Source organism: Mycobacterium spongiae (genome assembly GCF_018278905.1).
Classification (GTDB): Bacteria; Actinomycetota; Actinomycetes; order Mycobacteriales; family Mycobacteriaceae; genus Mycobacterium; species Mycobacterium spongiae.
This window is the reverse complement of record NZ_CP046600.1, coordinates 3,687,850-3,713,217: the sequence shown is the minus strand read 5'-3', so window position 1 is coordinate 3,713,217 and position 25,368 is coordinate 3,687,850. Positions and strand designations below refer to the sequence as shown.

Here is a 25,368-nt window from a genome sequence, read left to right as displayed (position 1 = left end):
TGCTAGGCGAGCAGCTCGAGCATTCTCGCGGTCACCGCAGCCGCTGTCGGGTGCTCCCACAGCAGGGTCGGTGGCAATGCCAGTCCGATTTGCTTCTCCAACTGACGACGCACCGCAACCGTGACAATCGAGTCAACCCCCATTTCCACCAGTGGCAACTGGGGATCCACGTCATCTGCTGCCATGCCAAGTTGACTCGCTACCGCGGCTCGCACCCGCTCGATCACCCAGTCGGCGGCCTCGGCTGGATCCTCGGGCATGGTTGACGGCGCGGGTTCGTCCGGTCCGAGGCCGTCAGGCTCCGACGGGGCCACGTCGGCGAGCATCGGTACCGAGGCTGCCGCTGACGTGACCGGCAGCACCACGACGTTGGCCTGGTCGTCTCGCATAGCAAGGTCCAGTGCCCACATCGCGTCGTCGGCGCTGATCGTGCCCATGCCCAGTGCCGCCAGCTGCGCCGCGACGAAGTCGGACGTGGATCCCATGCCCAGGCCGCGCCACGCGGTCCATCCGACGCTGGTGGTGCGGTCGCCGAGGTGGCGGCGTTGCCGGGCAAACGCATCGAGGAAGGAATTTCCACAGGCGTAGGCGCCTTGGCCCGGAAAGCCGGCGAGATAGCCACAGGACGAGAACAGCACCATCCAGTCCAGGTGTCCGGGCGGAAACACGTCGTTGAGGGTGAGCGCACCGTCGCGCTTGGGGTGCATCGCCGCGCTCACGTCTGCCCGCGTCGTGTTCATCAGCAGCGCGCCCGTCTCGACACCAGCCGCGTGAACGACACCGCGCACCCGCGGCAGATCGCGCAACGCCAGCCGCAGCGCCTCGGCGGCCCCGGCCGCGCCGATGTCGAGGGCGGCCACCCGGACAAATACTCCGCGCTCCTCGAGCGATCGGACAGTCTGGACCACATCCGATGGGCCTTCCCCGTCCTGGCGGGACCCATCAGGCATTCCCGAACGCGAAACCAATACCAACCGTCTGGCACCCACGTCGACCAACCGATGCGCCATCTGACGCCCCAGAGCGCCGGTGCCTCCGGTGATGACGTATGTGCCGCCCGGCGAGCAACGCATCGGCGTGCCGGCCCGGCACGGCGCGGGGGCCAGGCGGGCCGTGTAGGCGACGTCGTTGCGCACCACGACGACCCCGTGCCCGGTCAGTGACGCGAGAGCAGGCACTGGCAGGCGGGGACCGGACACATCAAGCACGCCACCCCACAGATGGGGATGTTCGGTGGCAGCCACCCGCGACAGCCCCCACAGCGGCGCCTGCCCGATCTCGGTGCCTTCGTGCACTCCCTGGGTGAGTACCCATAGCCGCGCGTTGGCGGACCGTTCCACGAGGCAGTTGAGCGTCCGCAGGACCGTGTCGACTGCTCCAGCGGGCTCGTCGCCGCCGTCCCCCAGCACCAGAACTACGGCGCCAGCGTCGAGGCCGGAGGCATCCTCCGGGATGTCCGCGGGGTCTGCGAACACGTCGACACCCACATCGGCCGCGGCGAGGTCGCGTGTGCACCATGCCTGTGTCTCAGCATTGCCGCCGATCAGCGTGACCCACGTGGGACGCTCACCGTCGCGCCACGGCGTCGGATGCCACGCGACTCGATGCACCATCTGCCCAGACTCGCGGTCTGCGGTCTTTTCGAGATCTTCGAATGTCAAGCCGGTGATCGAGGCCCGCACTGTGCCAGCGAGGTCGGTGACAACGATGTCTGCGATCGTGTCGGGGGCGCGCCAACGAACGTGCACGAGCGCAGATCCCGGCGCTGGGCCATGCACGCGTACGTGCTCGATATGGGCAGGCATCTTCAGCCGCGCTTCGCCATCGAACACCACCGACGCAGTCGATGTCGCCGCATCGAGAAGCCCCGCCCAGGTCGACGGGGTCGATCCGTCGGGTTCGGCGCGCACCTTTGCCAATAACTCGCCCTCGCCGCGATGAAGTTCCACCACTTCCCATTCGAAGCCCATTGCGGATACGCCCAACGCCGCCAGCGTGTCCACCACGTAACCCGCTGGCAGCGCCTCGGTGCAGCGCCGTCGCACTGCGTGCTCGCGCAACGCGGGTATGTCGAGTTCCTGGGCTTCGTGATCTGTCGACGCGAGTGCGGTGCAATGGGTCAGCCAGCTGCTCGCGTCGGTGGTCCTGTCGGATTTCACGATGTTGTCCGATTTCACGATGGGATCGGATTTCACGATGGGATCGGATTCCACGATCCGGGAGGAGACACTGAGGGAATGCTCTTGGTGCACCACCTGTAGGTCACAGCGACGACCCGGGGCCACCGGTGCGCGCAAGCGAACGTCTGCCAAATCCGTTCCCGCAGCGGTGAGCATCGTGTTGAGCAGCACGGCGGCGGGCACGATCTCGGTGCCTTGTACAGGATGGTCATTCGGATACGGCCGGTTCGACATGTCCAGCCGCGTCTGCCACACGCGGGTTGGCACGGCGCTCGTCACGTCCATGCGGCCACCCAGGAACGTATGGCTGTGCTCGTCATGGATGCCGGTGCCGCCCGGCGGGGGAGTCGGGGTACGCCAGAAGCGCCGATGGTGCCATTGCGTGCCGGGCAGGTCGTCGGCCCAGGGCGTGGTGGCGGTGACTCCGTGAGCGACCGGTGCCCCGTGGCAGTGCAAGGAGGCTACCGCCGTCGCGACGGCCCGGAGTTCGGGCTGGTGGCGGCGCAGGACAGGCACCACCGCGTAGTCCTGGAGCCCCAAGTGCGTCAGTGTCTCGGTGATCGAGTGGGCGACGACCGGATGAGCGGACACTTCCAGAAACAGCCGACGCCCGTCGTTCGCCGCAGCGGTGACGGCCTCGGTGAATCGGACCTGGTCCCGCAGGTTGGCCACCCAATAGTCCGAGTTGCGGCGAGCTGTCGATCGTGGATCGGCCAACGCGGTCGTGTACAGCGGGACCGCTGGGTCATGCGCTGGAGACAGGCCCGCCGTGAGCCGCGCGAGTTCGTCGGTAAGCGGGTCCATCGCCGGACTGTGGAACGCGACGTCGGTATTCACCTTGCGCACTGGTACGCCCTGGTCTTGCCAGGACTGGCACACCTCCTCGACCGCGGCAATGGTGCCAGATATCACCGTGGACTCGGGAGAGGCACTGATCGCGGCGACCACGTCGGTGCGGCCACCCAGACGGTCTTGGGCCTGGGCGAAGGGGAGCGCAGTCAGTGCCATCGCCCCGTGGCCCATCACCTTCCGGAATCCGCGTGCCCGGTAGCAGGCCACCGCGGCGCCCTGGGCCAGATCGAACACCCCCGCCGCCACACACGCCGCGACTTCGCCGACCGAGTGCCCGATGATGGCCGCGGGCTTGACCCCGCGCTCGCGCAACACCGCAGCGAGTCCGACCTGAATGGCGAAGGTCAACGCCTGGACCCGGTCCGTCGCACCCAAGGCACCGGCGGTCAACGCAGCGCGCGTCGAGAAGCCCAACTCGGCCTGAAACACGGGATCGACTGCGTCCACTACCGCCGCGAATGCGGGCTCGCTTGCGAGCAGTTCCTGGCCCATGCCCTCCCACTGCGATCCATGACCGGAGAAGACCCACACCGCGCCCTCCGACGCGCTCGGAACGACGGCCCCGGTGACAACGGAAGGGTGTTGCACGTTGTTGGTCAGCATCTGTAGGCCGGCGACCAACTCGTCGCTGGTTTCCGCCAGCACCGCCGCACGGAACCGCTCGTGTGACCGCCGCGCCCACAGCGTCGCCGCCACCTGGTCGAGCGGGTTGGCGACGGCGTCGTCGGCCCGGAGGTGATTCGCCAGCGCCTCGGCTTGCCTGGAGAGTCGCACCGGCGAGCGCGCGGACACCACAAACGTGATCGGCGTGGTTGCTGGCGTAGCAGCCGACGACGGTGCGCGCAGCGGCGCCTCTTCGAGTAGCACTTGGGCGATGGTGCCGCCGTAGCCGTAGCTGCAGACCGCCGCGCGCCGGGGATTTCCGTGGCCGCGTGGCCACGGCTGGACCGAGGTGGGTACTCGCAATCCGCATTCGGCCCAGTCGACGGCAGTGGTGAGTTTGCCCACGCCTGCGGTTGGGGGAATCGCCTCGTGTTTCAGTGCCAGCGCCGACTTGATCAGGCTCACGACCCCGGCCCCACCTTCGAGGTGGCCGGTGTTCGGCTTGACCGACCCAACGAGGCATGGCGTATCGATCGGGCGTTCGACCCCAAATACCGCGGCCAGCGCTGCTAGTTCTACGCGATCGCCAGCAGGAGTGCCCGTCCCGTGCGCCTCGATGAAGTCCACGCTGGCGGGCGGGACATCAGCCGACCGGCACGCGAGTCGAAACAAATCTTCCTGAGCGGCGCCGTTGGGGGACATGATGCCGATCGTGTTGCCATCGTGGGCCACCGCGCCCCCACGCACCACCGCGATCACATGATCTCCGTCGCGAGCGGCGTCCGCCAAACGCTTCAACACCACGACGCCGGCACCTTCGCCGCGTCCATATCCGTCGGCCGCCATGTCGAAGGTCTTGGACTGCCCATCCGGGGCGGTGGCGCCGGCCTGGTCGAGCACTCGGGTCAAACCCGGGCCGATCAACGCACTGACGCCGCCGGTCAGCGCAAGCGATGTCTCTCCTGCACGCAGTAACTGGCACCCTTGATGCACCGCGACCAGCGACGCTGCGCACGCCGCGTCCAATGCGACGCTAGGTCCTCGCAGATCGAGCAGGTGCGACACCCTGTTGGCCACCCCGCACAGCGCGGTGCCGATTCCGGTCCACGCCTCGATGCCGGGCAAGTCTTCCATGATCAACTTGCCGTAATCGTCGGAGTTGACGCCCATCAGGACCGCGGTGTCGGTGCCCGCCAGTGACCGCGGCGGCATCCCCGCGTGCTCGAGGGCCTCCCAGCACACCTCGAGCGCGAGCCGTTGCTGCGGGTCCATGAGCTCGGCTTCCCGCGGCGAGACACCGAAGAACTCGGCGTCGAAACCGGGCAGGTCGTCGAGGAATGTGCCCCACCGCGTCGTGGCCCGCAACACCGCAGCGTTTCGGGGATCACGGTGCAGATACGGTTGCCAGCGGTCGTCAGGTACTTCTCCGATCGCACTGCGGCCGTCCAGGAGAAACGCCCAGAACTGTTGCGGTGTGGTGATGTCGCCGGCCAGTCGGCAGCCGATTCCGACGATGGCGATTGGTTCAGCCGCGGCGGTCATTGCGCGCCTATCTGCGCGACAATTCTCTTCTTGTCTACCTTTCCGACGGCGGTGGTGGGCAGTGACGCCATCGCAACAAGCATGTCCGGCCGCGAGTGCGCGGCCACTCCGCGGCCATCCAGATACTGGTTGAGTTCAGCCAGGTTGACCTGCTGGCCGCTGAAAACCACCGCCGCGCAGATCTTTTCACCCAAGTACTGGTCGGGCACGGCAACCGCGGCGACCGAGGATATGGCCGGGTGGCCAAGCAGGTGCTCTTGCACCTCGGAGGCCGACACGGTCTCTCCGCCGCGATGGATGACGTCTTTGATCCGGCCGGTGACCTCGACGTGGCCAGCCAAGGGGCCGTCGGCGAAGATGCGCACCCGGTCACCGGTTCGGAAGAAGCCGTCGGGGCAGAACGATTCGGCGTTGGCGTGATCGGCTCGGTAGTAGCCATTGAGTGTGTAGGGCCCGCGCACCAGCAACTCGCCCTCGTCGCCGGGTGCGACATCGCCGCCGTTTTCGTCGACCACGCGCAGCTCGTCGTGTGGCGACATGGGTCGGCCCTGAGTGTGTTCAATGATCTGAACCGGGTCGCCGGGGCGCGTGAAATTCAGCATCCCCTCGGCCATCCCGAACACCTGCTGCAGCCCTGGGGTCAGCATTTTCCGGAGGTAGTGGGCTTCATCGGCCGCCATCCGTGACCCACCTACCTGGAGTAGCCGCAGTGATTTCGGCCGCACCGGCTCCCAATCACAGGCCTGCGCCCATAGTTTGGCCAGGGCGTTGACGAGCGCCGTTGCGGTGACCCCGTGTCGATTGATCAGCGCGAACGCCGATTCGGGGCTGGGATCGGCGGTGAAGACCGTGGTAGCGCCGACGGTCATCGCGCCGAGCATTCCGGGGCAGGCCAGCGGAAAGTTATGTCCGGCCGGTAGCGCGACCAGGTAAACGTCGTCGGCGCGCAGTTGGCACGCCTGCGCACAGCCGGTCGCGTTGTACAGGTAGTCGTCGTGTGTACGGGGAATCAGCTTCGGCATCCCGGTCGTGCCTCCCGACACCAAGAGCAGTGCCGGCAGCGCGGCATCGACAGTCCCGCGAGGGGGGTTGGGCGCATCGGGACTGACGACGAAATCGGCGAGCGCGGACAAGGAGACGAACGAGCCCGGATCGCCGTCCACAATGACATGACGCAGACCTGGATGGCTCTGTGTCAACCGTGTGGCCATCGCCCGATAGTCGAAGCCGGTTGCGCGATCAGGGATAACCAGCCCCACCGCACCGCTAACCTCCGCGAAGTGACCCAGCTCGGCGGCGCGGTGACCCGGCAAGCACATCACCGGGACCGCGCCGGCGCGCAGCAAACCGAACAACGCGACGGCAAATTGAGTGGTGTTCGGCAGCTGGAGGAGTACTCGGTCGCCGGGATTGATGCCGAGATCCGCCAGGGCTGCGGCGACCCGATGGGCCACCGCATCCAGTTCGGCGAAGGTGTAGGTGCGGTCTGTGTCGATGATCGCGGGCCGCTGCGGCCACTTGCTGGCAGCGACGTCCAGGATCGAAGCCAGCGGGCGTCCGAGCCAGTAGCCCGCCCGCCGGTATTCGGCGGCCCGGTCGGCGGGGAAAGGGACGAAGCCGTGACCCAATCCGCTTTGTTCGGGCTCCAATTCCACGCTCATCCCGTCGAAACCGCCCCTTGTTCGAATATGTTTGTTCGGTGGGTCGTAACCCACGGTTGCCCGCTGGTTCACCACTTAAGGTAACCTTCACAAAGTTAGGACATCCTATACTAAGTTGCGAGGGGGTTGCCTTGCGCGCTGGGGCGACGAGCGCAGATACCGTCCGTCATGAGGTCGCCGAACTCCTTGGGGTCAGTCCCGACTCTCTCGACCCGGCGGCCGACCTGATCGCCTCTGGCCTCGATTCCATCCGGATGATGACGTTGTCTGGGCGGTGGCGCAGACAAGGCATCGAGGTGGACTTTGCGGTCTTGGCGGCAAACCCCACCGTAAGGGCCTGGTCGGACCTGGTAGCTCGGCACGCTACGGCTGGCGAAACGAGTGCAGCGCCGCGTCAGGATGGACCACCGGCTGAGGGTTCCGTCGCTGCAGACGACCCCGGTGCGCCATTTCCGCTGGCGCCGATACAACACGCCATGTGGGTGGGGCGCGATGACGCTCAGCAGCTCGGTGGTGTAGCAGGGCACCTTTATGTCGAATTCGACGGCTGCGGAGTCGATCCCGAGCGACTGCGGAAAGCCGCTATGGAATTGGCAGAACGCCACCCGATGCTCCGTGTCGAGATCCTGCCGGATGGAACGCAGCGGGTTGGGGACCGCGGACTTCCCGTCACCGTTATGGACCTGCGGGACCTCGACTCTGAGTCCGCAGCCCAACGGCTCCTAGCCACCCGTGAGTCCAAGTCGCATCAGCTCTTGGACGGTGAAGTGCTGGAACTGGCGCTGTCGTTGCTGCCGGGTGGGCGCACCCGGCTGCATGTCGACCTCGACATGCAAGCGGCGGACGCGGTGAGCTACCGCAACTTCATGGCTGATCTCGCCGTGCTCTACAGCGGCAGGCGGTTGCCAGAGCTGGACTACACCTATCGAGAGTATCGCGCCGCACTAACTGCAACGGACATACCGCACTATGAGGAGCACCGCCAATGGTGGACGCGACGCGTGCCGGAGCTGCCCGAAGCGCCTGCGCTGCCACTGGTTCCGCTCGCTGATCAGGCGAACCCTCGCCGTAGCACCCGACGTTGGCACTGGTTCGATTCCGACGCCCGTGAAGCGTTGTACGCGGCGGCCCGCCGGCATGGCATCACACCGGCCATGGCATTCGCAGCCTCCTACGCCGGGGCCTTGGCGCGATGGTCCACGAGCCGGCGATTCCTGTTGAACCTGCCGATATTTGGCCGCGAGCCATTCCATCCCGATGTCGACAAGCTGGTCGGCGATTTCACCTCGTCGTTGATGCTCGACGTCGACCTCACACACGCCCGCACTGCGTTGGCACGGGCACAGGTGCTGCAGGAGACCTTGCACGCCAGCGCCCGCCATATCGGATACTCAGGCCTTTCCGTGCTGCGCGATCTGACCCGTCACCGCGGCACCCAGACGCTGGCGCCGTTCGTGTTCACCAGTGGGCTCGGACTTGGCGATCTCTTCGCCGACGACGTCACCGATCAGTTTGGGACGCCGGTGTGGACCATCTCGCAGGGGCCCCAGGTTTTGCTCGACGCCCAGGTGACACCGCTGGGCGGCGGCCTCCTGGTGAACTGGGACGTACGCGAGGATGCATTCCGACCGGGGGTCATCGACGCCATGTTCGCTCACCACATCGCCGAGCTGGCTCGGCTCGTCACCGATGAAGCCTGGATTGCGCCCGATTCCCCCGATGTTCCACGAGACCAGAGCGTAGTGCGCGCGTCGGTCAACGGCACGCTCGCGGCGCCGTCGGGAGAGGCGTTGCATGACGGGTTCTTTCGCCAGGCGCAGCGCCAGCCTGATGCGCCGGCGGTGTTCTCCAGGTCGGGGGATCTGAGCTACGCACAGTTACGCGACCAGGCGCTGGCGGTGGCCGCGGCTCTGCGTACGGCGGGCGTGGGCGCCGGCGACATCGTCGCGGTGATGGGTCCGAAGACCGCCGAGCAAGTGCCGGCGCTGCTGGGAATCTTGGCTGCCGGCGGAATCTATCTGCCGATTGGTGTCGATCAACCCCGCGATCGCGCGGAACGTATCCTCGCGACCGGTTCGGTGCGTCTTGCCCTCGTGTGCGGCGGCCAGCGAGTTTCCCAGCAGATGTCGTTGCCCGTTCGTACGCTGACAATTGCCGATCTGCTCGGTGACAAACCGGCTGAATTCGCCCCCGCGGAAAGCAATCCGACCGATTTGGCCTACGTGTTGTTTACCTCCGGTTCGACGGGCGAGCCCAAAGGTGTCGAGCTGACCCACGACGCCGCGATGAACACCGTGGAGTTTCTCACTCGGCACTTCGAGATTGGCACCGCCGACCGATGCTTGGCGCTGTCCACACTGGAATGCGATATGTCGGTGTTGGACATATTCGCCACCCTGCGCACCGGCGGAGCGATCGTGGTCGTCGACGAAGCGCAGCGCCGCAATCCCGACGACTGGGCTCGGCTCATCGAGGAGCACAAGGTCACCGTACTGAACTTCATTCCGGGGTGGCTGGAGATGCTGATCGAGGTTGGCCGCCAGCGGCTATCGTCGGTACGTGTCGTTGCCACCGGCGGCGACTGGGTGCGACCCGAGCTGGCCCGTCAGCTACTGGCCGCTTCGCCTGGTCTGCGCTTCGCGGGCTTGGGCGGGGCGACTGAGACCGCTGTGCACGCAACCATCTTCGAAATCGGACGGGCTGAGGACCTGCCGGCGGCTTGGAGCGCGGTGCCCTACGGCGCGCCGTTCCCGAACATCGCCTGCCGGGTCGTCAACGATGCCGGCGACGACTGTCCCGATTGGGTAGCTGGAGAGTTGTGGGTGGGCGGACGCGGCATCGCCCGCGGGTACCGCTGCCGCCCGGATTTGACCGCGGACCGATTCGTCGAGCACGCCGGCCGGACCTGGTACCGAACGGGTGATCTAGCTCGCTACTGGCCCGACGGCACACTGGAATTCGTTGGCCGCGCCGATCACCGCGTCAAGGTCAGCGGGTACCGAGTCGAACTCGGTGAGGTCGAGGCCGCGCTGCAGCGAGTGCCGGGAGTGCGGGCAGCGGTGGCCGCGCTGCTGCCCGGCGACTCGGATGCGCTGGGCGCCGCCGTCTGTACCGAGCCCTCGGACGTCGAGTTGACCGATGCGCTGATCCGGCAGCGGTTGGAGGATTTCCTTCCCGCGCACATGATTCCGCGGCAGTTGGTGCTGATGGACCGGGTGCCCTATTCCGACAACGGCAAGTTCGACCGCGCGGCGATCGCGAGTGTGCTTGCCAAGGTCACGGCCGAACGGCGCAACGATAGGGCATCGGGCGGTGATGGGCCGCGGACGAAGGTGGAGCGGGCGCTCTGCGATATCGTCGCCAGCGTCTTGGGACGCGACGCCGAAACCGTGGGCGTACACGACGACTTCTTCTCGCTCGGTTACGATTCCGTGCTTGCCACCCACGCCGTCGCCGGTATCCGACAATGGCTGGATTCCCCCAGCTTGATGGTCGCCGACGTGTTCAGCACCCGGACGGTTGCCCGGCTGGCCGATTTGCTCATCGACCGAGAATCCGAGGCCGACCGGCTCGAGTTGGTGGCCGAGGTGTACCTGGAAGTCGCGGATATGGAAACTGCCGACGTCATGTCCGAACTCCATCAGACGTCCGGCGACGAGGTTGCGGCCACGCCGGCGCCGTTGGAGTTCAAGCCGCCGTTGGAGTTCAAGCCGTGGGTGAAGCGGTTCACCACTGGTCGCAACCCTGGCTCGGTGGTGGTGTTCCCACACGCGGGTGGCGCTGCGGCAGCCTATCGATCGCTGGCGAAGGAGTTGTCGCGAAACGGTGTTGACACCTTCGTGGTGCAATATCCGCAGCGAGCCGACCGGCGCAGCCATCCGGCGGCAGACAGCATAGAGGCCTTGGCGCTGGAACTCTTCCAGGCAGGCGATTGGCGGCTGACCGCGCCGCTGACCTTGTTCGGTCACTGCATGGGAGCTGTGGTGGCCTTCGAGTTCGCCCGTATCGCCGAACGCAACGGTGTCCCGGTGCGTGCCTTGTGGGCATCCTCTGGTCAGGCTCCGTGCACCGTTGCCGCCTCCGGACCGTTGCCGACCAGCGACAGTGACGTCCTGGCCGACATGGTGGACTTCGGCGGCACGGACCCTGTGCTGCTTGAGGATGAGGAATTCGTCGAGCTCCTGGTGAAGGCGGTCAAAGCCGACTATCAAGCTCTCGGCGGCTATTCGTGCGCGCCCGATGTACGCATTCGCGCCAACATCCATGCGGTCGGCGGTGACAGCGACCACCGCGTCGGCGGAGAGATGTTGACGAGCTGGGAGACTCACACGTCTGGCCGGTTCACCCTGTCGCATTTCGACGGCGGTCACTTCTATCTCAATGAGCATCTCGACGCGGTGGCACGGATGGTGGGTGCCGATGTCGGATAGCGACCCGATCGTCATCGTCGGGCTGGCGGTGGAGGCACCCGGAGGCGTCGAGACCGCGGACGACTTCTGGTCCCTGCTGGCCGAACAACGTGAGGGGCTCGGTCCTTTTCCCACGGATCGGGGCTGGGCGCTACCGCAACTCTTCGACGGTTCGCGTACAGACGGATACAAACCCATCCACAACCTTGGTGGATTTCTTTCCAGTGCAATAACGTTCGACCCCGAATTCTTTCGTATCTCGCGGCGCGAAGCGACGGCCATGGACCCACAGCAGCGAGTTGCGCTGCGGCTGGCATGGCGCAGCGTGGAGAACAGCGGGATCAACCCCGACGACCTGGCCGGTCACGACGTGGGCTGCTACGTTGGCGCCTCTGCCCTCGAATATGGGCCACCTCTGGCCGAATTCTCCGACTACAGTGGCCATCTGATCACCGGGACATCACTAGGTGTCATCGCCGGACGCATTGCCTACACCCTGGACTTGGCCGGGCCGGCACTGACGGTCGACACGTCGTGTTCCTCGGCCCTGGCGGCGTTTCACACCGCGGTGCAAGCGATCCGGGCCGGCGACTGTGACCTCGCGCTCGCGGGCGGGGTGTGCGTGATGGGTACCCCCGGCTATTTCGCGGAGTTCTCGAAACAGCACGCGCTATCCGATGACGGCCATTGTCGGCCGTATAGCGCGCACGCCAGCGGAACCGTGTGGGCAGAGGGCGCGGCCATGTTTGTCCTGCAACGCCGGTCGAGGGCACTGGCCGACGGGCGCAGCATCCTGGCGGAAGTCCGCGCCACGTGTGTGAACTCCGATGGGCGCAGCAGCGGGCTGACGGCACCCAGCCGCGACGCGCAAACGCGATTGTTTCGGCGCGCCATCGCACAAGCCGGGGTTGCGCCCGCCGATGTTGGGATGGTCGAGGGGCACGGCACCGGGACGCGGCTCGGTGACCGCACCGAACTGCTGGCGCTGGTGGCCAGCTACGGCACCGCGCCGGCCGGACGTGGCCCGCGGCTGGGATCGGTGAAGTCGAATATCGGGCATGCGCAGGCCGCGGCGGGCGCGCTGGGTCTGGCCAAAGTCATTGTGTCCGCGGAACACGCCGCGGTCCCGGCGACTCTCCATGTCGACGAACCCAGCCGCGAAATCGATTGGCAGCAACAGGGCCTGCGACTGGCCGACAAGTTGACGCCGTGGCCGGCCGTGGACGGATGGCGCACCGCGGCCGTGTCCGCGTTCGGAATGAGCGGCACCAATTGTCACGCCATCGTTTCGATGCCCGACTCCGCTTCCGAGCGCGAGGAGACCTGATGGCCCCCAAACGACTGCCCGACGGTCGGGTCGCGGTTCTTCTCAGCGCGCATGCCGAGGAACTCATCGGCCGCGACGCGCGGGCCATCGCCGACTACCTTGACCGCTTTCCGGAAACCACCGCGAGCGCAGTTTCGCGCCAGGTGCACAAGACCCGACGGGTGCGCACGCACCGCGTGTCGCTGCGCGTTGCCGACCGGGTCGAACTCATCGACGGGTTGCACGCGCTGGCCGCCGGACGCGACCATCACCTCGTCGCCCGGTCGGCGCTGGGCGACGCACCGCGGCACGCGTTCGTTTTTCCCGGTCAGGGTGGACAGTGGCCGGGGATGGGCGCCGTTGCCTATCAGGAGCTGCCGGTCTACCGATCCGTGACGGATACCTGCGCCGCGGCGTTTGACGCTGTTGGCACGCCGTCTCCGCTGCGCTACTTGACTGCCGAGCGCGTTGCCGACGAACAAGCGCCTTTTGCTGAAATCGAGATCGAAGGCGCGCAATTCGTCCATGCCGTGGCGCTGGCCGAGGTCTGGCGTTCCTGTGGCGTGCATCCCGATGTCACTGTCGGGCACAGCCTGGGCGAAGTAGCCGCCGCCTATATCGCGGGAAGCATCACCCTGTCCGACGCCGTCGGCGTAGTCTGCGCCCGCGCCAATGTGGTGGACCGCCTCCCGGGCCGCTACGCGGTTGCGGCGCTGGGCATCAGCGAACAAGCGGCACGTACGCTGATCGCGGCCACCGAGGGCTGGTTGGAACTGTCGGTCATCAACGCCCCCGCCACCGTCGCCGTCTCGGGTGACCGCGAGGCGGTGCTGGCCATCGTCGAGACGGTCCGAGCCAGCGGTGATTTCGCCCGGGAGATCACCGTGGGCTTCCCAGTGCATACCAGTGTGCTCGAGCCGCTCCGCGACGAGCTGCTGTCTGGGCTGCCGGATTCGGAATTCGTCGAGGCACCCGTGCGATTCATCGGCGGGACCACCGGCGACATGGTGCCACCAAGCACCGCCTTCAGGGAATACTGGTATGCAAACCTGCGTCACACCGTGCGTTTCGACCGGGCTGTTGAGTCGGCTATTCGTTGTGGTGCGCGTTCGTTCATCGAATTGTCGGCTAATCCCGTGCTGCTGTTCGCCGTTCGTCAGAACCTCGAGGAATCCGCTCCCTTCCGGGAAGTCCCGACGGTATTGGTCGGGTCGGGGCGACGCGATGAGCCATTCGTGGATTCGCTGGCGGCGAATATCGCTGCCGCCGCGGTGGCGGACCCCGGCTACCCCTGGGAAGACTTGAACCCTGGCGCGCCCGACCGCGACACCGGTTTGTCCGGATTCCCGAATGCGCCCATGCACGCGGTGCCGCTGTGGGCGCACCCCGAGCCGTTGTCTCCCGTGCCGGGCCGGACCCCGGGATTGACAACCGCTGTAGAGCGCTGGAACCAGCTAGCGTCGGTGACGCCGGCGTCCGGTCCGCGACGCCACATCGCTGTCATCGGCCTGGGAACCCAGCACGATCTTGCCGAAACCTTCAGGATGGCAATTGATTCCCACCCCGGGACCGAGCTGAGCTCAGCACGCGACGCGGAGCTGACCGCCGTGATCGCGCCGGAATTCGACTACCCGGACGCCGCCCGCGTGACCGGTGAGCTGTGCGATCTGGTGGGTGCCGGTGTGCTCGACTACCCGTCGCAGGTGGGCTCGGACTGCCACACAGTCTGCCTGGTCACCGTCGGCGGTGAACAGGTCAGTTCGGGCGACGCGGTGCCATTCGCCGGCCAGGCGGCTCTGGCTGCGATGCATCGCAGCATCGGATTCGAATATCCCGAAAGAACTTTCAGCCACCTGGACCTACCCTCGGGCGAGTTGGCACCGGAGGCCGGCGCTGCCTTGGTCGAGGCGCTGCTCACCGGACGCAGCGAGATCGCGCTACGCGACTCAGCAAGCGGGTACGTGCTATTGGGGCGCACGCTTGCCGATGCGCCGGCCGCCGCAGCGTGGCCGTTGGACGCCGCCGTGCTCGACGACGTCGTCATCACCGGCGGTGCCGGCGCCATCGGTCTGCACTACGCTCGATACTTCGCCGAGCACGGAGCGCGACGCGTCGTGCTGCTCAGCCGCCACGCCGCGGACCCGACGGTGCTGACCGAGCTCGCGGCGCACCACGGCACCGTGGTCGTGTCGCCACCGTGCGACATCACCGATCCCGACCAATTGTCGGCGGTTGCTGCCGAATACGGTGCCGCTGGTGCCTCATTGGTAGTTCACGCTGCCGGCGCCACGACGTTCGAAGCCGCTGGCTGCCTCACGGCCGACGCTATCGCCGACACCTTGGCCGCAAAAATCACCGGCCTGGTTCGGGTGAACGAACTGTGGCCGATTCGCGCAGACGCCCGAATGCTGTTGTGTTCCTCGGTGACTGGAGTGTGGGGGGGAAAGAGCATTGTTTCGTACTCGGCGGCAAACCGGCTCTTGGACGTGATGGCCGCCGAGCTGCGCGCTCAAGGCAGGTTCTGTGTGGCCGTGAAGTATGGCGTGTGGGAGCGTCCACCGGACGGCGCCGTAAGCCCGGGCATGCTCGATGCGGCCGAGATGGCACGCGTCGAGCGCACTGGGCTGCGTCAGATGGCTCCACGCCAGGCGATCAGCGCGAGTTTGCGCGACTACTGGCTCGACCCGTTGGTGTTTGCTGCCGATGCGGGCCGGTTGCAGATGTTCTTGGACACCAGACAAGCCCAGTGGCGCGATCCCGGGCGCCGGACAGCCGTGGTGGCTGCGCCAACCTGCGCGGACAACCCGACGACTGCGGACGTGGTGCGCAGTCAGCTGGCGGCGGTGCTCGGAATGGCCCACGACGGTGAGTTGCGGCTCGAGGACTCGCTATTCGACCTGGGTGTCGACTCCATGCTGGGCGTCGACTTGAGTAAACGTCTGCGACGGGTGATCGGCCGAACGGTGCCCCTGGCGACGTTGATGGACGACATCACCGGCGACGAACTCGTCGAGAGACTCGAGGGGGCCGACGTGTGTCCCGACACAGCAGAGAAAGTGGACGTTTCGCGTGACTGATATTGCCGATACCCGCGCGCAGCTGGACAAGGCGCGACTGGAGCTGCTTCGTCGCAGGTTGGCAGACCGCGGTCTCGCCGCTGCCGCGGCAGACCCCGGTGTTGAGGCCGACACCCGCATCTCCCACGGTCAGGCGCGGATGTGGTTCGTTCACATGGCTGACCCGAGTGGAGCGTTGCTCAATGTCTGTGTGTCCTACCGAATCACCGGTGACATCGATCTGCCCCGGATTCGCGATGCCGTCAACGCTGTTGCGCGGCGACATCGGATACTGCGCACGACCTATGTGATCGGCGACGATGGAGATCCCCAGCCGACGGTGCACGAGGATCTCCGCCCCGGTTGGGCACAGCATGACCTGACCGACTTGCCCGACGATGCGCAACGGCTGCGCCTGGAAGTGCTGGCCCAGCGGGAATTCAATGCCCGCTTTGACCTTGCCGCGGATTCTCCGTTGCGGATCAGCATCGTGCGGACGGCTCCCGACGAACACGTCATGCTGTTGGTGGCCCACCATATCGCCTGGGATGATGGTTCGTGGCGGCCATTCTTCCGTGATCTCACTCAGGCCTACGCGGGGACCGATCTCGGGGCCGAACACCGCGGCGCTCGCGTGTCCGGACCGGACACCACTGCGGCCGACCTCGACTACTGGCGGTCCATCATGGCCGATCCGCCGGAGCCGCTGGAACTGCCGGGTCCAGCTGGGACGAAGGTGCCGACCAACTGGCGCGCCGCCCGCACCACGCGGCGGCTGTCCGGCGACACCGTTGGGCGGGTCGTCGCACTCGCCAAGGACACCGGCAGCACGCCCTATACGGTGCTGCTCGCGGCATTCGGTGCCCTGCTGCATCGCTACACTCACACTGACGACTTCCTCGTCGCCACACCGGTGCTGAATCGTGGTTTCGGCACCGAAGACTGCATTGGCTACTTCGGCAATACCGTGGTGCTGCGATTGCGACCGCAGGCAGCGACGAGCTTCCGCGACTTCCTGACCTCGACCCGCGATATCGTCTCCGGTGCGTTCGCACACCAACGAATTGACCTCGACCGTGTGGTGCGGGAACTGAACCCCGACCGCCGTCACGGAGCCGAGCGCATGACTCGGATCAGCTTCGGATTCCGGGAGCCCGATGGCGGCGGATTCAACCCGCCCGGCACGACGTGCCAGCGCTACGACCTGCGCAGCAACGTCACCCAGCTGCCACTGGGATTCATGGTCGAATTCGACCCTCGTGGAGCCCTGGTCGAAGCCGAACACCTCCTGGAGATTCTCGAACCCGCCCTGGTGAAACAACTGCTCGAACACTTCGCCGTCTTGCTCGACGATGCGCTGACCGCACCGGACACGCCGCTGTCGCACCTAGCGCTGATGGGCGCCGGCGACGCGGAGTGGCTGCGTGCGGTGTCGCACGGCGAAAAGTTTGACACCCCAACGAAAACCATCGTGGAACTGGTGTCCGAGCAGACTGACCGGATGCCGGACGCGACCGCCGTGGTGTACGAGGGCCGCCACTACACCTACCGTGAGCTCAGCGAGGAGTCGAACCGGTTGGCTCACTGGTTGATCAACCGCGGGATAGGCAGCGAAGACCGGGTCGCAGTGCTGCTAGAGAAGTCGCCGGAGCTGGTGATCACCGCACTGGGCGTGGTCAAAGCCGGTGCGGTGTATGTGCCCGTGGATCTCAGCTACCCGCACGACCGGCAGGCCTTCATCCTCGAGGACTGCAACGCGAAACTGGTGTTGCGCGAGCCTGTGAGCGATCTCGCCGAATACTCAGTCCACGATCCCACCGACTCGGATCGCGCCCGGCCGCTGCGCCCGGATAATACGGCGTATCTGATCTACACATCGGGAACGACCGGCCTGCCCAAGGGCGTTGCGGTACCGCACCGTCCGGTGGCGGAATACTTCGTATGGTTCAGGGGCGAGTACGCGGTGGACAGCACCGACCGGCTGCTCCAGGTCGCCTCGGCGAGCTTCGACGTATCGATCGCCGAAATATTCGGCACCCTGGCCTGCGGCGCCCGGATGGTGATCCCCCGCCCCGGGGGCCTCACCGACATCGGCTATCTCACCGCCCTTTTGCGCGACGAGGGCATCACCGCAATGCATTTCGTGCCCTCCCTGCTCGGACTGTTCTTGTCGCTGCCGGGCGTGAACGAGTGGCGGACATTGCAGCGAGTGCCCATCGGTGGTGAGCCGCTGCCCGGCGAGGTGGCCGACAAATTCCACGCGACCTTCGACGCGCTTCTGCACAACTTCTACGGCCCTACCGAAACCGTGATCAACGCCAGCCGTTACAAAGTTGAGGGCCCGCAGGGCACCCGCATCGTGCCCATCGGCCGGCCCAAGATCAACACGACCATCCACCTCCTCGACGATTCGCTGCAGCCGGTGCCGGTTGGGGTGATCGGTGAGATCTACATCGGTGGAACCCATCTCGCACACGGATACCATCGCCGAGCCGGGCTTACCGCAGAACGATTCGTTGCCGACCCATTCAGTCCCGGAGCTCGGATGTACCGATCCGGAGATCTCGCGCGCCGCAATTCCGACGGTGATATCGAGTTCGTCGGGCGTGCCGACGAACAAGTCAAGATCCGCGGATTCCGCATTGAACTGGGGGATGTCGCGGCCGCCATCGCGGTCGATCCCACCGTCGGACAGGCTGTCGTGGTGGTCAGCGACCTGCCGCGGCTGGGCAAGAGTCTGGTTGGCTACGTGACTCCCGCAGTCGGCGACGAGGGAACTGCCAATATCCCCGATGTCGATGTGGACCGTATCCGTGCCCGAGTGGCCGCGGCACTGCCCGAGTACATGCTGCCTACGGCGTACGTGGTGCTCGACGAGATTCCGATCACCGCGCACGGAAAGATCGACCGGGCGGCGCTGCCGGACCCGGAGGTCGGTGTCGGCGTAGAGTTCCGCGAGCCGGAGACCGCTACCGAGCAGCGCATCGCCGAGCTGTTCGGTGAGCTACTGGCACGTGACCGCGTCGGCGCCGACGACTCGTTCTTCGATCTTGGCGGCCACTCGCTTTTGGCAACCAAACTCGCAGCGGCCCTGCGTAACGCGTTCAATGTCGACGTTGGCGTGCGAGAAATCTTCGAACTCGCCACGGTGGTGGAGCTGGCCGCACACATCGATACGCTGGACGCGGATTCGACAAGACCGCACTTGACTCGGGTACACCATGACGGGCCGGTGCCGTTGTCGTCGTCTCAGCTCCGCAGCTGGATTATCTACCGTCTCGACGGGCCGAGCGCAGTCAACAACATTCCCTTCGTTGCGGCACTCAAGGGTCCTTGCGACACCGACACACTTGCGACGGCCATCACTGACGTAGTGGCACGGCACGAGATACTGCGTACTATCTACCGCGAAATCGACGGCCTGCCATACCAAGTCATTCACCCGCCCGCCAAGGTACCGGTTCGGCGTGCCGAGGGAAGCGGCGAAGATTGGCTCCAGGCTGAGCTGGACAGCGAGCGACGTTACGTATTCGATCTGGAAACCGAGTGGCCGATCCGGGTGGCATTGCTGAGCATGCAGGAACAGACCGTGCTGTCGGTCGTGATGCACCATATCGCCGGCGATCACTGGTCCGCCGGCGTGTTGTTGACCGACGTGGTGACCGCGTACCAAGCGCGGGGCGCCGGGCAGGAGCCTGCGTGGAAACCGCTGCCGGTGCAGTATGCCGACTACTCCGCGTGGCAGGCGGCGTTGCTCGCTGACAACGCTGACATCGCCGGTAAGCAACGCGAGTATTGGATCCGCCAACTCGAAGGATTGCCCGCCGAAGCCGGTCTGCGCCCGGATTTCCCGCGTCCATCACTGCTCAGCGGTTCCGGTGATGCTGTCGAGTTCCGGATCGAGTCAACGACACGCGACAAGCTCGCTGCGCTGAGCCGCGAACTCAACGCCACTGAGTTCATGATCCTGCAGGCGGCCGTCGCGGTACTGCTGCACAAGGTCAGCGGCGGCATCGACATCCCCATCGGCACCCCAGTGAGCGGTCGCAATGAGCCGGACCTGGACCAACTCGTCGGTTTCTTCATCAATTTCGTGGTGCTGCGCAACGACCTGGGCGGAAACCCAACGCTGCGGGAGATCCTGCAACGAACTAGGGAGATGTTGCTGTCGGCCTACGCTCACCAGGACCTCCCCTTCGAGCGTGTCGTCGAGGCCGTCAGGCCGGGGCGGACACTGTCGCGTAATCCGTTGTTCGACGTCGTCGTGCACGTGCGCGAACAGTTGCCGCGGGGTCGCGTCATGACTACGGGCCCCGGCGGCGACACCTCCCTGAGCGCACTGGAGCCGACATTCGACCTCGCACAGGCGGATTTATCGGTCAACTTCTTCGCCTCCGACGACGCCTACCGCGGTCACGTCATCTACCGCACGGACTTGTACCTGCGCAGCACCGCCCAACGTTTCGCTGACCGGCTCGTGCGTGTCATTGAGGCGTTCGTCGATCGTCCTGACCAAACCCTGCGCGAACTTGATATTGCCGGACCGCAAGAAAGACAACGCATTCTGGACCAATCCACCGCGGAGGTCAGCCCGGCCCGGGTCTACCTTCTTGACGAGGCGCTGAAACCCGTTCCCCTCGGGGTGGTCGGCGACGTCTACCACGGTGGCGGCCTGGCCGGCCGTGCCCGGCTACCGGGAGCCGCGCTGACGGCGACGCGATTCGTTGCTGATCCGTTTGCGGCACAGCCAGGATCGCGGCTCTACCGCAGCGGCGAGCGTGGTGTGTGGAATGCCGACAATCAACTAGAACTGCTGGCCGAAACTTCCGGACCGCCACGGGCGCAGGCGGCCCCGGTGGCCGCTGAGCCACCCAAGACGGCTACCGAGCGCGCCCTGGCCGGCATCCTCTCCGATGTACTCGCGGTGGCGGAGCCGGGGCGCCATAGCGACTTCTTCGACATCGGGGGAGATAGCATCCTCGCGGTGCGAGTAGCCGCACAGGCCAGAGACGCCGGAATGCCGCTAACCCCCCGGATGGTCTTCGAGCACCCCGTGCTGCATGAGCTCGCTACCGCGCTGAACGCCAAGTGCCATGCCGACGACGCCCAGCCGGACGACACACACCATGCGCCGATGAGCACGTCAGGGCTTTCTGCCGACGAATTAGGGGCTTTGACCGCGTCATGGGAACAGCAGCCGTGACCCAAGCTACATCGCGACCCGCCCTCGAGGATGTGATAGCGCTCAGCCCCCTGCAGCGCGGATTATTCGCGATGGCCACGCTCGCTGATGCGGAATCCGGTGACGTCGACCCGTATGTCATTGCGATGGCGGCCAAAGCGGTTGGCCCGCTCGACGTTGGGTTGCTGCGCGATTGCGCTGCAGCCATGCTGACCCGGCACCCGAACCTGCGAGCCAGCTTCATCCACGGCAATCTCAGCCGGCCGGTACAGGTGATCCCGAGCAGCGTCGAGGTGCCCTGGCGGCATCTGCGAGCAGACCACGCTGAGGTCGCAGCGCTGGAAGACGACGAGCGCCGACGTCCTTTCGACATAGGTCGCGGACCGCTGATCCGCTTCCTGCTCCTCGAATTACCGCACGAAAACTGGCATTTCACTATCGTCGCGCACCATATCGTCATTGACGGCTGGTCCCTGCCACTGTTCGTCACCGAACTACTCGCGTTGTATCGCGCCGGTGGGGATACCGGCGCGTTGACGCCACCGCCACGTTCGTACCGCGACTACATCGGCTGGCTGGCCAACTGGGATGAGAGCGCCAGCCGCGCATTGTGGGCACAACACCTCCAGGGCCTCGACGGTCCTACCCTGCTCTCGCCAGCGCTGGCCGACAGTCCGCCGGAGGTGGCGATTCCGAAACGCACCGAAGTGCGCCTCGAGCGTGATGCCACTACCGCGCTGACCGACGCCGCCCGCGGGCGTGGGGTCACGCTCAACACGCTTGTTCAGATGGCTTGGGCCACCATCCTGTCAGCATTCACCGGCCGCAGCGATGTGACGTTCGGTGTGACCGTGTCGGGCAGGCCCAGCGAACTGTCGGGCGTAGAGACCATGATCGGCCTGTTCATCAACACCGTCCCGTTGCGGATGCGGTTGGACCCCCGAGAGACCGTCGGGGCGCAATGCCTCGCGCTACAACGTGAGTTCGCCGTGTTGCGGGACCACAGCTATTTGGGACACGCCGAGTTGCGTTCTATCGGCGGTATCGGTGAGCTGTTCGACACGCTGTTGGTGTATGAGAACTTCCCACCCGGCGCGGTGGTGGGGGCTGCGGAGTTCGTCGCAAAAGGAGCGATATTCCGCCCCGTGGCCATGGAGAGTGTGTCGCACTTCCCGGTGACCATCGCCGCTCATCTGGTCACCGGTGAACTCACCGTACTGGTGGAGGTGCTCGACGGCGCACTGGGCACAATGGCGCCCAAAGACCTCGGCAGGCGGCTCCTGGCCGTGGTTCAACGCATGGTCAGCGGGTGGGACCGGCCGCTCCGCGACATTGACGTTCTGCTCGACGGCGAACACGAACCGAGAACGCGCGGTCTGTCTGAAGCGAGTGCGTCTGGGGTGGCGGTGCATACCCGGTTCACCGAGATCGCCGTGGCGACACCGGATTCGCTCGCGGTTAGTTGGTCGGATGGCGAGTTGACCTTCCACGAGCTCGACGCACTCACAGATCGGCTCGCTGCGGCGCTGCGGCGCGGCGGGGTGGCGGGCGAGACCCCGGTGGCGATCACGCTGGCACGTGGTCCGCGCTATGTCGTCGCGATGTTGGCGGTCCTCAAGGCCGGCGGCATGATTGTGCCGCTCGACCCGGGAATGCCCAGCGAGCGTGTCAGCGAGATCATCCGCCAGGCATCGGTTCCGATCGTCATTGATGAAGAAGCGGCCGAGGAACTGTTCAACGCTTCGGTCGCCGCTCCACCGCCTGCCGATTACCAGGCGGCCGCGGTGCCGCCGGAGCATGCTGCCTATGCGGTGTTCACCTCGGGAACCACCGGCGCGCCAAAGGGTGTGATCGGCACTCACAAGGCGCTGTCCGCCTACGCCGACGACCACATCCAGCGCGTCCTGCGGCCGGCAGCTGCGCGCATTGGGCGCCCACTGCGTGTTGCACACGCCTGGTCGTTCACCTTCGATGCGGCATGGCAGCCGTTGGTGGCCATGCTCGACGGCCACTCGGTACACATCGTCGACGACGACCGGCAGCGCGACGCCGCTGCGCTGGTGGAGGCGATCCACACCTTCGATCTGGACATGATCGACACCACGCCATCGATGTTTGGCCAACTACACAGCGCCGGCCTGCTCGATCGCGTGCCACTGGCTGTTCTCGCGCTGGGCGGCGAAGCCCTCGGTGTCGCCGCATGGCAGCGGATCCAGCACCACTGTGCCCGCACTGACTTGACGGCCTTCAACTGCTACGGTCCCACCGAAACTACGGTCGAAGCCGTCGTCGCCGCGATCACCGAGCACGCACGACCGGTCATCGGACGTCCGACCCGCACGACCCGCGCCTATGTTCTGGACTCATGGCTGCGGCCCGTTCCCGACGGCGTGGCCGGCGAGCTGTACCTGGCGGGAGACCAGCTGACCCGCGGCTACCTCGCACGCGCGCCTGAGACCGCCGCACGCTTCGTCGCTGAGCGCAACGGGAGCGGCGGCCGGATGTACCGCACCGGAGATATCGTGCGCCGCTTACCGGATGGCGGGTTGGAGTTCCTGGGCCGCAGCGACGACCAGGTGAAGATCCGCGGGTTCCGCGTCGAACCGGGCGAGATCGCCGCAGTGCTCAATAGCCACCACGCGGTGCGCGGTTGTCACGTGACCGCCCGCAGGCATGCCAGTGGCTCGCGGCTCACGGCATACGTGGCAGCCGGACCGAATCGGCCGCCGGTGTCCGAACTACGGGCGATGCTGCGCCATCGGCTGCCGCGCTATCTGGTCCCGCATCACATCGTCGTTCTCGAAGAGTTGCCGCTGACCCCGCACGGCAAGATCGACGAAAACGCCTTGGCTGCAATCACCATCACCCAAGGGCCGGCAACCCAGCCCGAGACGCCGACCGAGGTGGCGTTGGTCGACGCGTTCATCGATGTCTTGGGCGATTCCGATGTCGACGTCACCGCCGATTTTCTGCACCTGGGCTTGGACAGCATCGCATCGCTCGCAGTGGTCAATGCGGCCAAGGCGCGCGGGGTTGCGCTGCGGGCCCGGCTAATCCTCGAATCGGACACCATCCGGGAACTCGCGGCGGCCGTCGATGCTGCCATCGATAGCGGCGAAGCAGGAACCCGCGATGCGCACCACGAGGTCGAACGCCACCGCGAGATTGTCCCCGTGCCGATCGTGTCGTGGATGTACGAGTATGGAAACTTCCAGCGGTTCAGCCAGGCGGTCCTGATCGAGTTGCCTCCGGAAATCGTTGCGGACCAACTGGAAACAGTGCTGCAGGCGGTCTTGGACCGCCACGAGATGTTGCGGGCACGGCTCGACGGGGTGGCCGGCAATTACCGGCTGAGCAGCCGCCGCCGGGGCTCGGTACGGGCAGCAGACATCCTCAGCCGGGTCGTTGGGCCGATCGATGACGCGATCAAGACTCATGCGCGTGGGACGCTCGACAGCATCAACCCATTCACTGGTGCCATGGTTGGAGCGTTGTGGTGCGATGACCCCGAACACGACCGCAGTTGCCTGCTCTTGGCGGTGCATCACCTGGCCACCGATGTCGTGTCGTGGTACGTGTTGATCGCTGCTCTAGCAAGCGCGTGGACGCAGCTTGTTGAGTGCGAAAAGGTGGCTTTTCCGGGCGAATACACGACGTACAGAGAGTGGTCGCGGTTGTTGGAACAGCGGTCTCGCCGCGCCGAGATATGTTCCCAACGTGACTACTGGCTGGGCGAGCTCGCTGGTCCCGATCCGGCGCTGGGAGCGCGGATGCCTGATCCAACGCTCGACACGTGGGCGTCACTACGGGCTAGCGAAGTTCACCATGATGTGTTCGAGACCCGGGCCATGTTGGACAAGCTGGCCGCCGCGTCCGCGGATATCGGAGCGCGGGAGTTCCTCTTGACCGCATTGACAGTGACGCTGACCTCATGGCGGATCCGTCGCGGCGAGCCGTCCGATGGGGGAGTGCTAGTGGCTGTGGAGGGCCACGGGCGTGAAGACGCGCTCGTTGACGGCTCCGGGTCCGGTGCGGTTGCGGTGGATACCTCGGCCACGGTCGGCTGGTTCACGAACGTCTTCCCGGTCCGGCTGGGCCGCACCGAGTCACCGGTGGATGTCGATCGTGTCCGACGCGACCCTGCCCTGGGCCGTGAGTTGCTGCGTACCGTCACCGACCATGTTGCGGCGGTGCCCAACCGTGGCCTGGACTACGGGCTGTTGCGCTACCAGCGACGTGACCCCGAGCTCGTCGCCGCGCCCCATCCCCAGGTGGAGTTCAATTATCTAGGGCGCTTTCACGGCGGCTCACGAGCACCCGGTGGGGCACCGTGGAGCGTGATCACCGACCCAGAGCTGACCACGCTGCTCCCGCTAGCGAGCGAGCCCAGGCTGCCACTGCGCTATACCTTTGACGTGGTGGCGGTGGTGCAGGAGACCGACGCGGGTCCGCAGCTACGGACCACCTGGATCTGGAGCGAATCGCTGACCACTGAGCTCGAGGCCACCGTATTGTCCGGACTCTGGCGCGACGCGGTCGCGACGCTGGTGGATGCATTGTGAGGAAGCAGATCTCGA

At 66.0% G+C, this 25,368-nt stretch carries 7 protein-coding genes; 5 read left to right on the top strand and 2 right to left on the bottom strand.

Annotated features, from left to right (window positions below; translation table 11 throughout):
• Positions 1–2: 2 nt before the first annotated feature.
• Both F6B93_RS15065 and F6B93_RS15060 read right to left on the bottom strand, forming a co-directional pair.
• Positions 3–5,177, bottom strand: coding sequence for a type I polyketide synthase (locus tag F6B93_RS15065; protein WP_211695799.1), 5,175 nt, complete (start codon positions 5,175–5,177; stop codon positions 3–5).
• Complete coding sequence (locus tag F6B93_RS15060) at positions 5,174–6,838, bottom strand: (2,3-dihydroxybenzoyl)adenylate synthase (protein ID WP_211695798.1); 1,665 nt, start codon at positions 6,836–6,838, stop codon at positions 5,174–5,176. The genes F6B93_RS15065 and F6B93_RS15060 overlap by 4 nt, the downstream gene beginning before the upstream one ends.
• Positions 6,839–6,969: 131 nt before the next feature.
• On the opposite strand from F6B93_RS15060, the gene F6B93_RS15055 reads away from it, so the two are divergent.
• From F6B93_RS15055 to F6B93_RS15035, 5 genes are read left to right on the top strand one after another with little or no spacing between them, the layout of a single operon-like run.
• A complete protein-coding gene (locus F6B93_RS15055; protein WP_211695797.1) occupies positions 6,970–11,268 on the top strand; it encodes a non-ribosomal peptide synthetase in 4,299 nt (1,432 codons plus the stop codon).
• On the top strand, positions 11,258–12,574 hold the full coding sequence (locus tag F6B93_RS15050) for a beta-ketoacyl [acyl carrier protein] synthase domain-containing protein (protein ID WP_211695796.1): 1,317 nt from the start codon (positions 11,258–11,260) through the stop codon (positions 12,572–12,574). The genes F6B93_RS15055 and F6B93_RS15050 overlap by 11 nt, the downstream gene beginning before the upstream one ends.
• A complete protein-coding gene (gene mbtD, locus F6B93_RS15045) occupies positions 12,574–15,630 on the top strand; it encodes a mycobactin polyketide synthase MbtD (protein WP_211695795.1) in 3,057 nt (1,018 codons plus the stop codon). The genes F6B93_RS15050 and mbtD overlap by 1 nt, the downstream gene beginning before the upstream one ends.
• The gene (locus F6B93_RS15040) at positions 15,623–20,812 is read left to right on the top strand and encodes a non-ribosomal peptide synthetase (protein ID WP_211695794.1); all 5,190 of its coding nucleotides are present in this window, start codon (positions 15,623–15,625) and stop codon (positions 20,810–20,812) included. The genes mbtD and F6B93_RS15040 overlap by 8 nt, the downstream gene beginning before the upstream one ends.
• A complete protein-coding gene (locus tag F6B93_RS15035) occupies positions 20,794–25,353 on the top strand; it encodes an amino acid adenylation domain-containing protein (RefSeq protein ID WP_425518457.1) in 4,560 nt (1,519 codons plus the stop codon). The genes F6B93_RS15040 and F6B93_RS15035 overlap by 19 nt, the downstream gene beginning before the upstream one ends.
• The last annotated feature ends 15 nt before the right edge of the window (positions 25,354–25,368 follow it).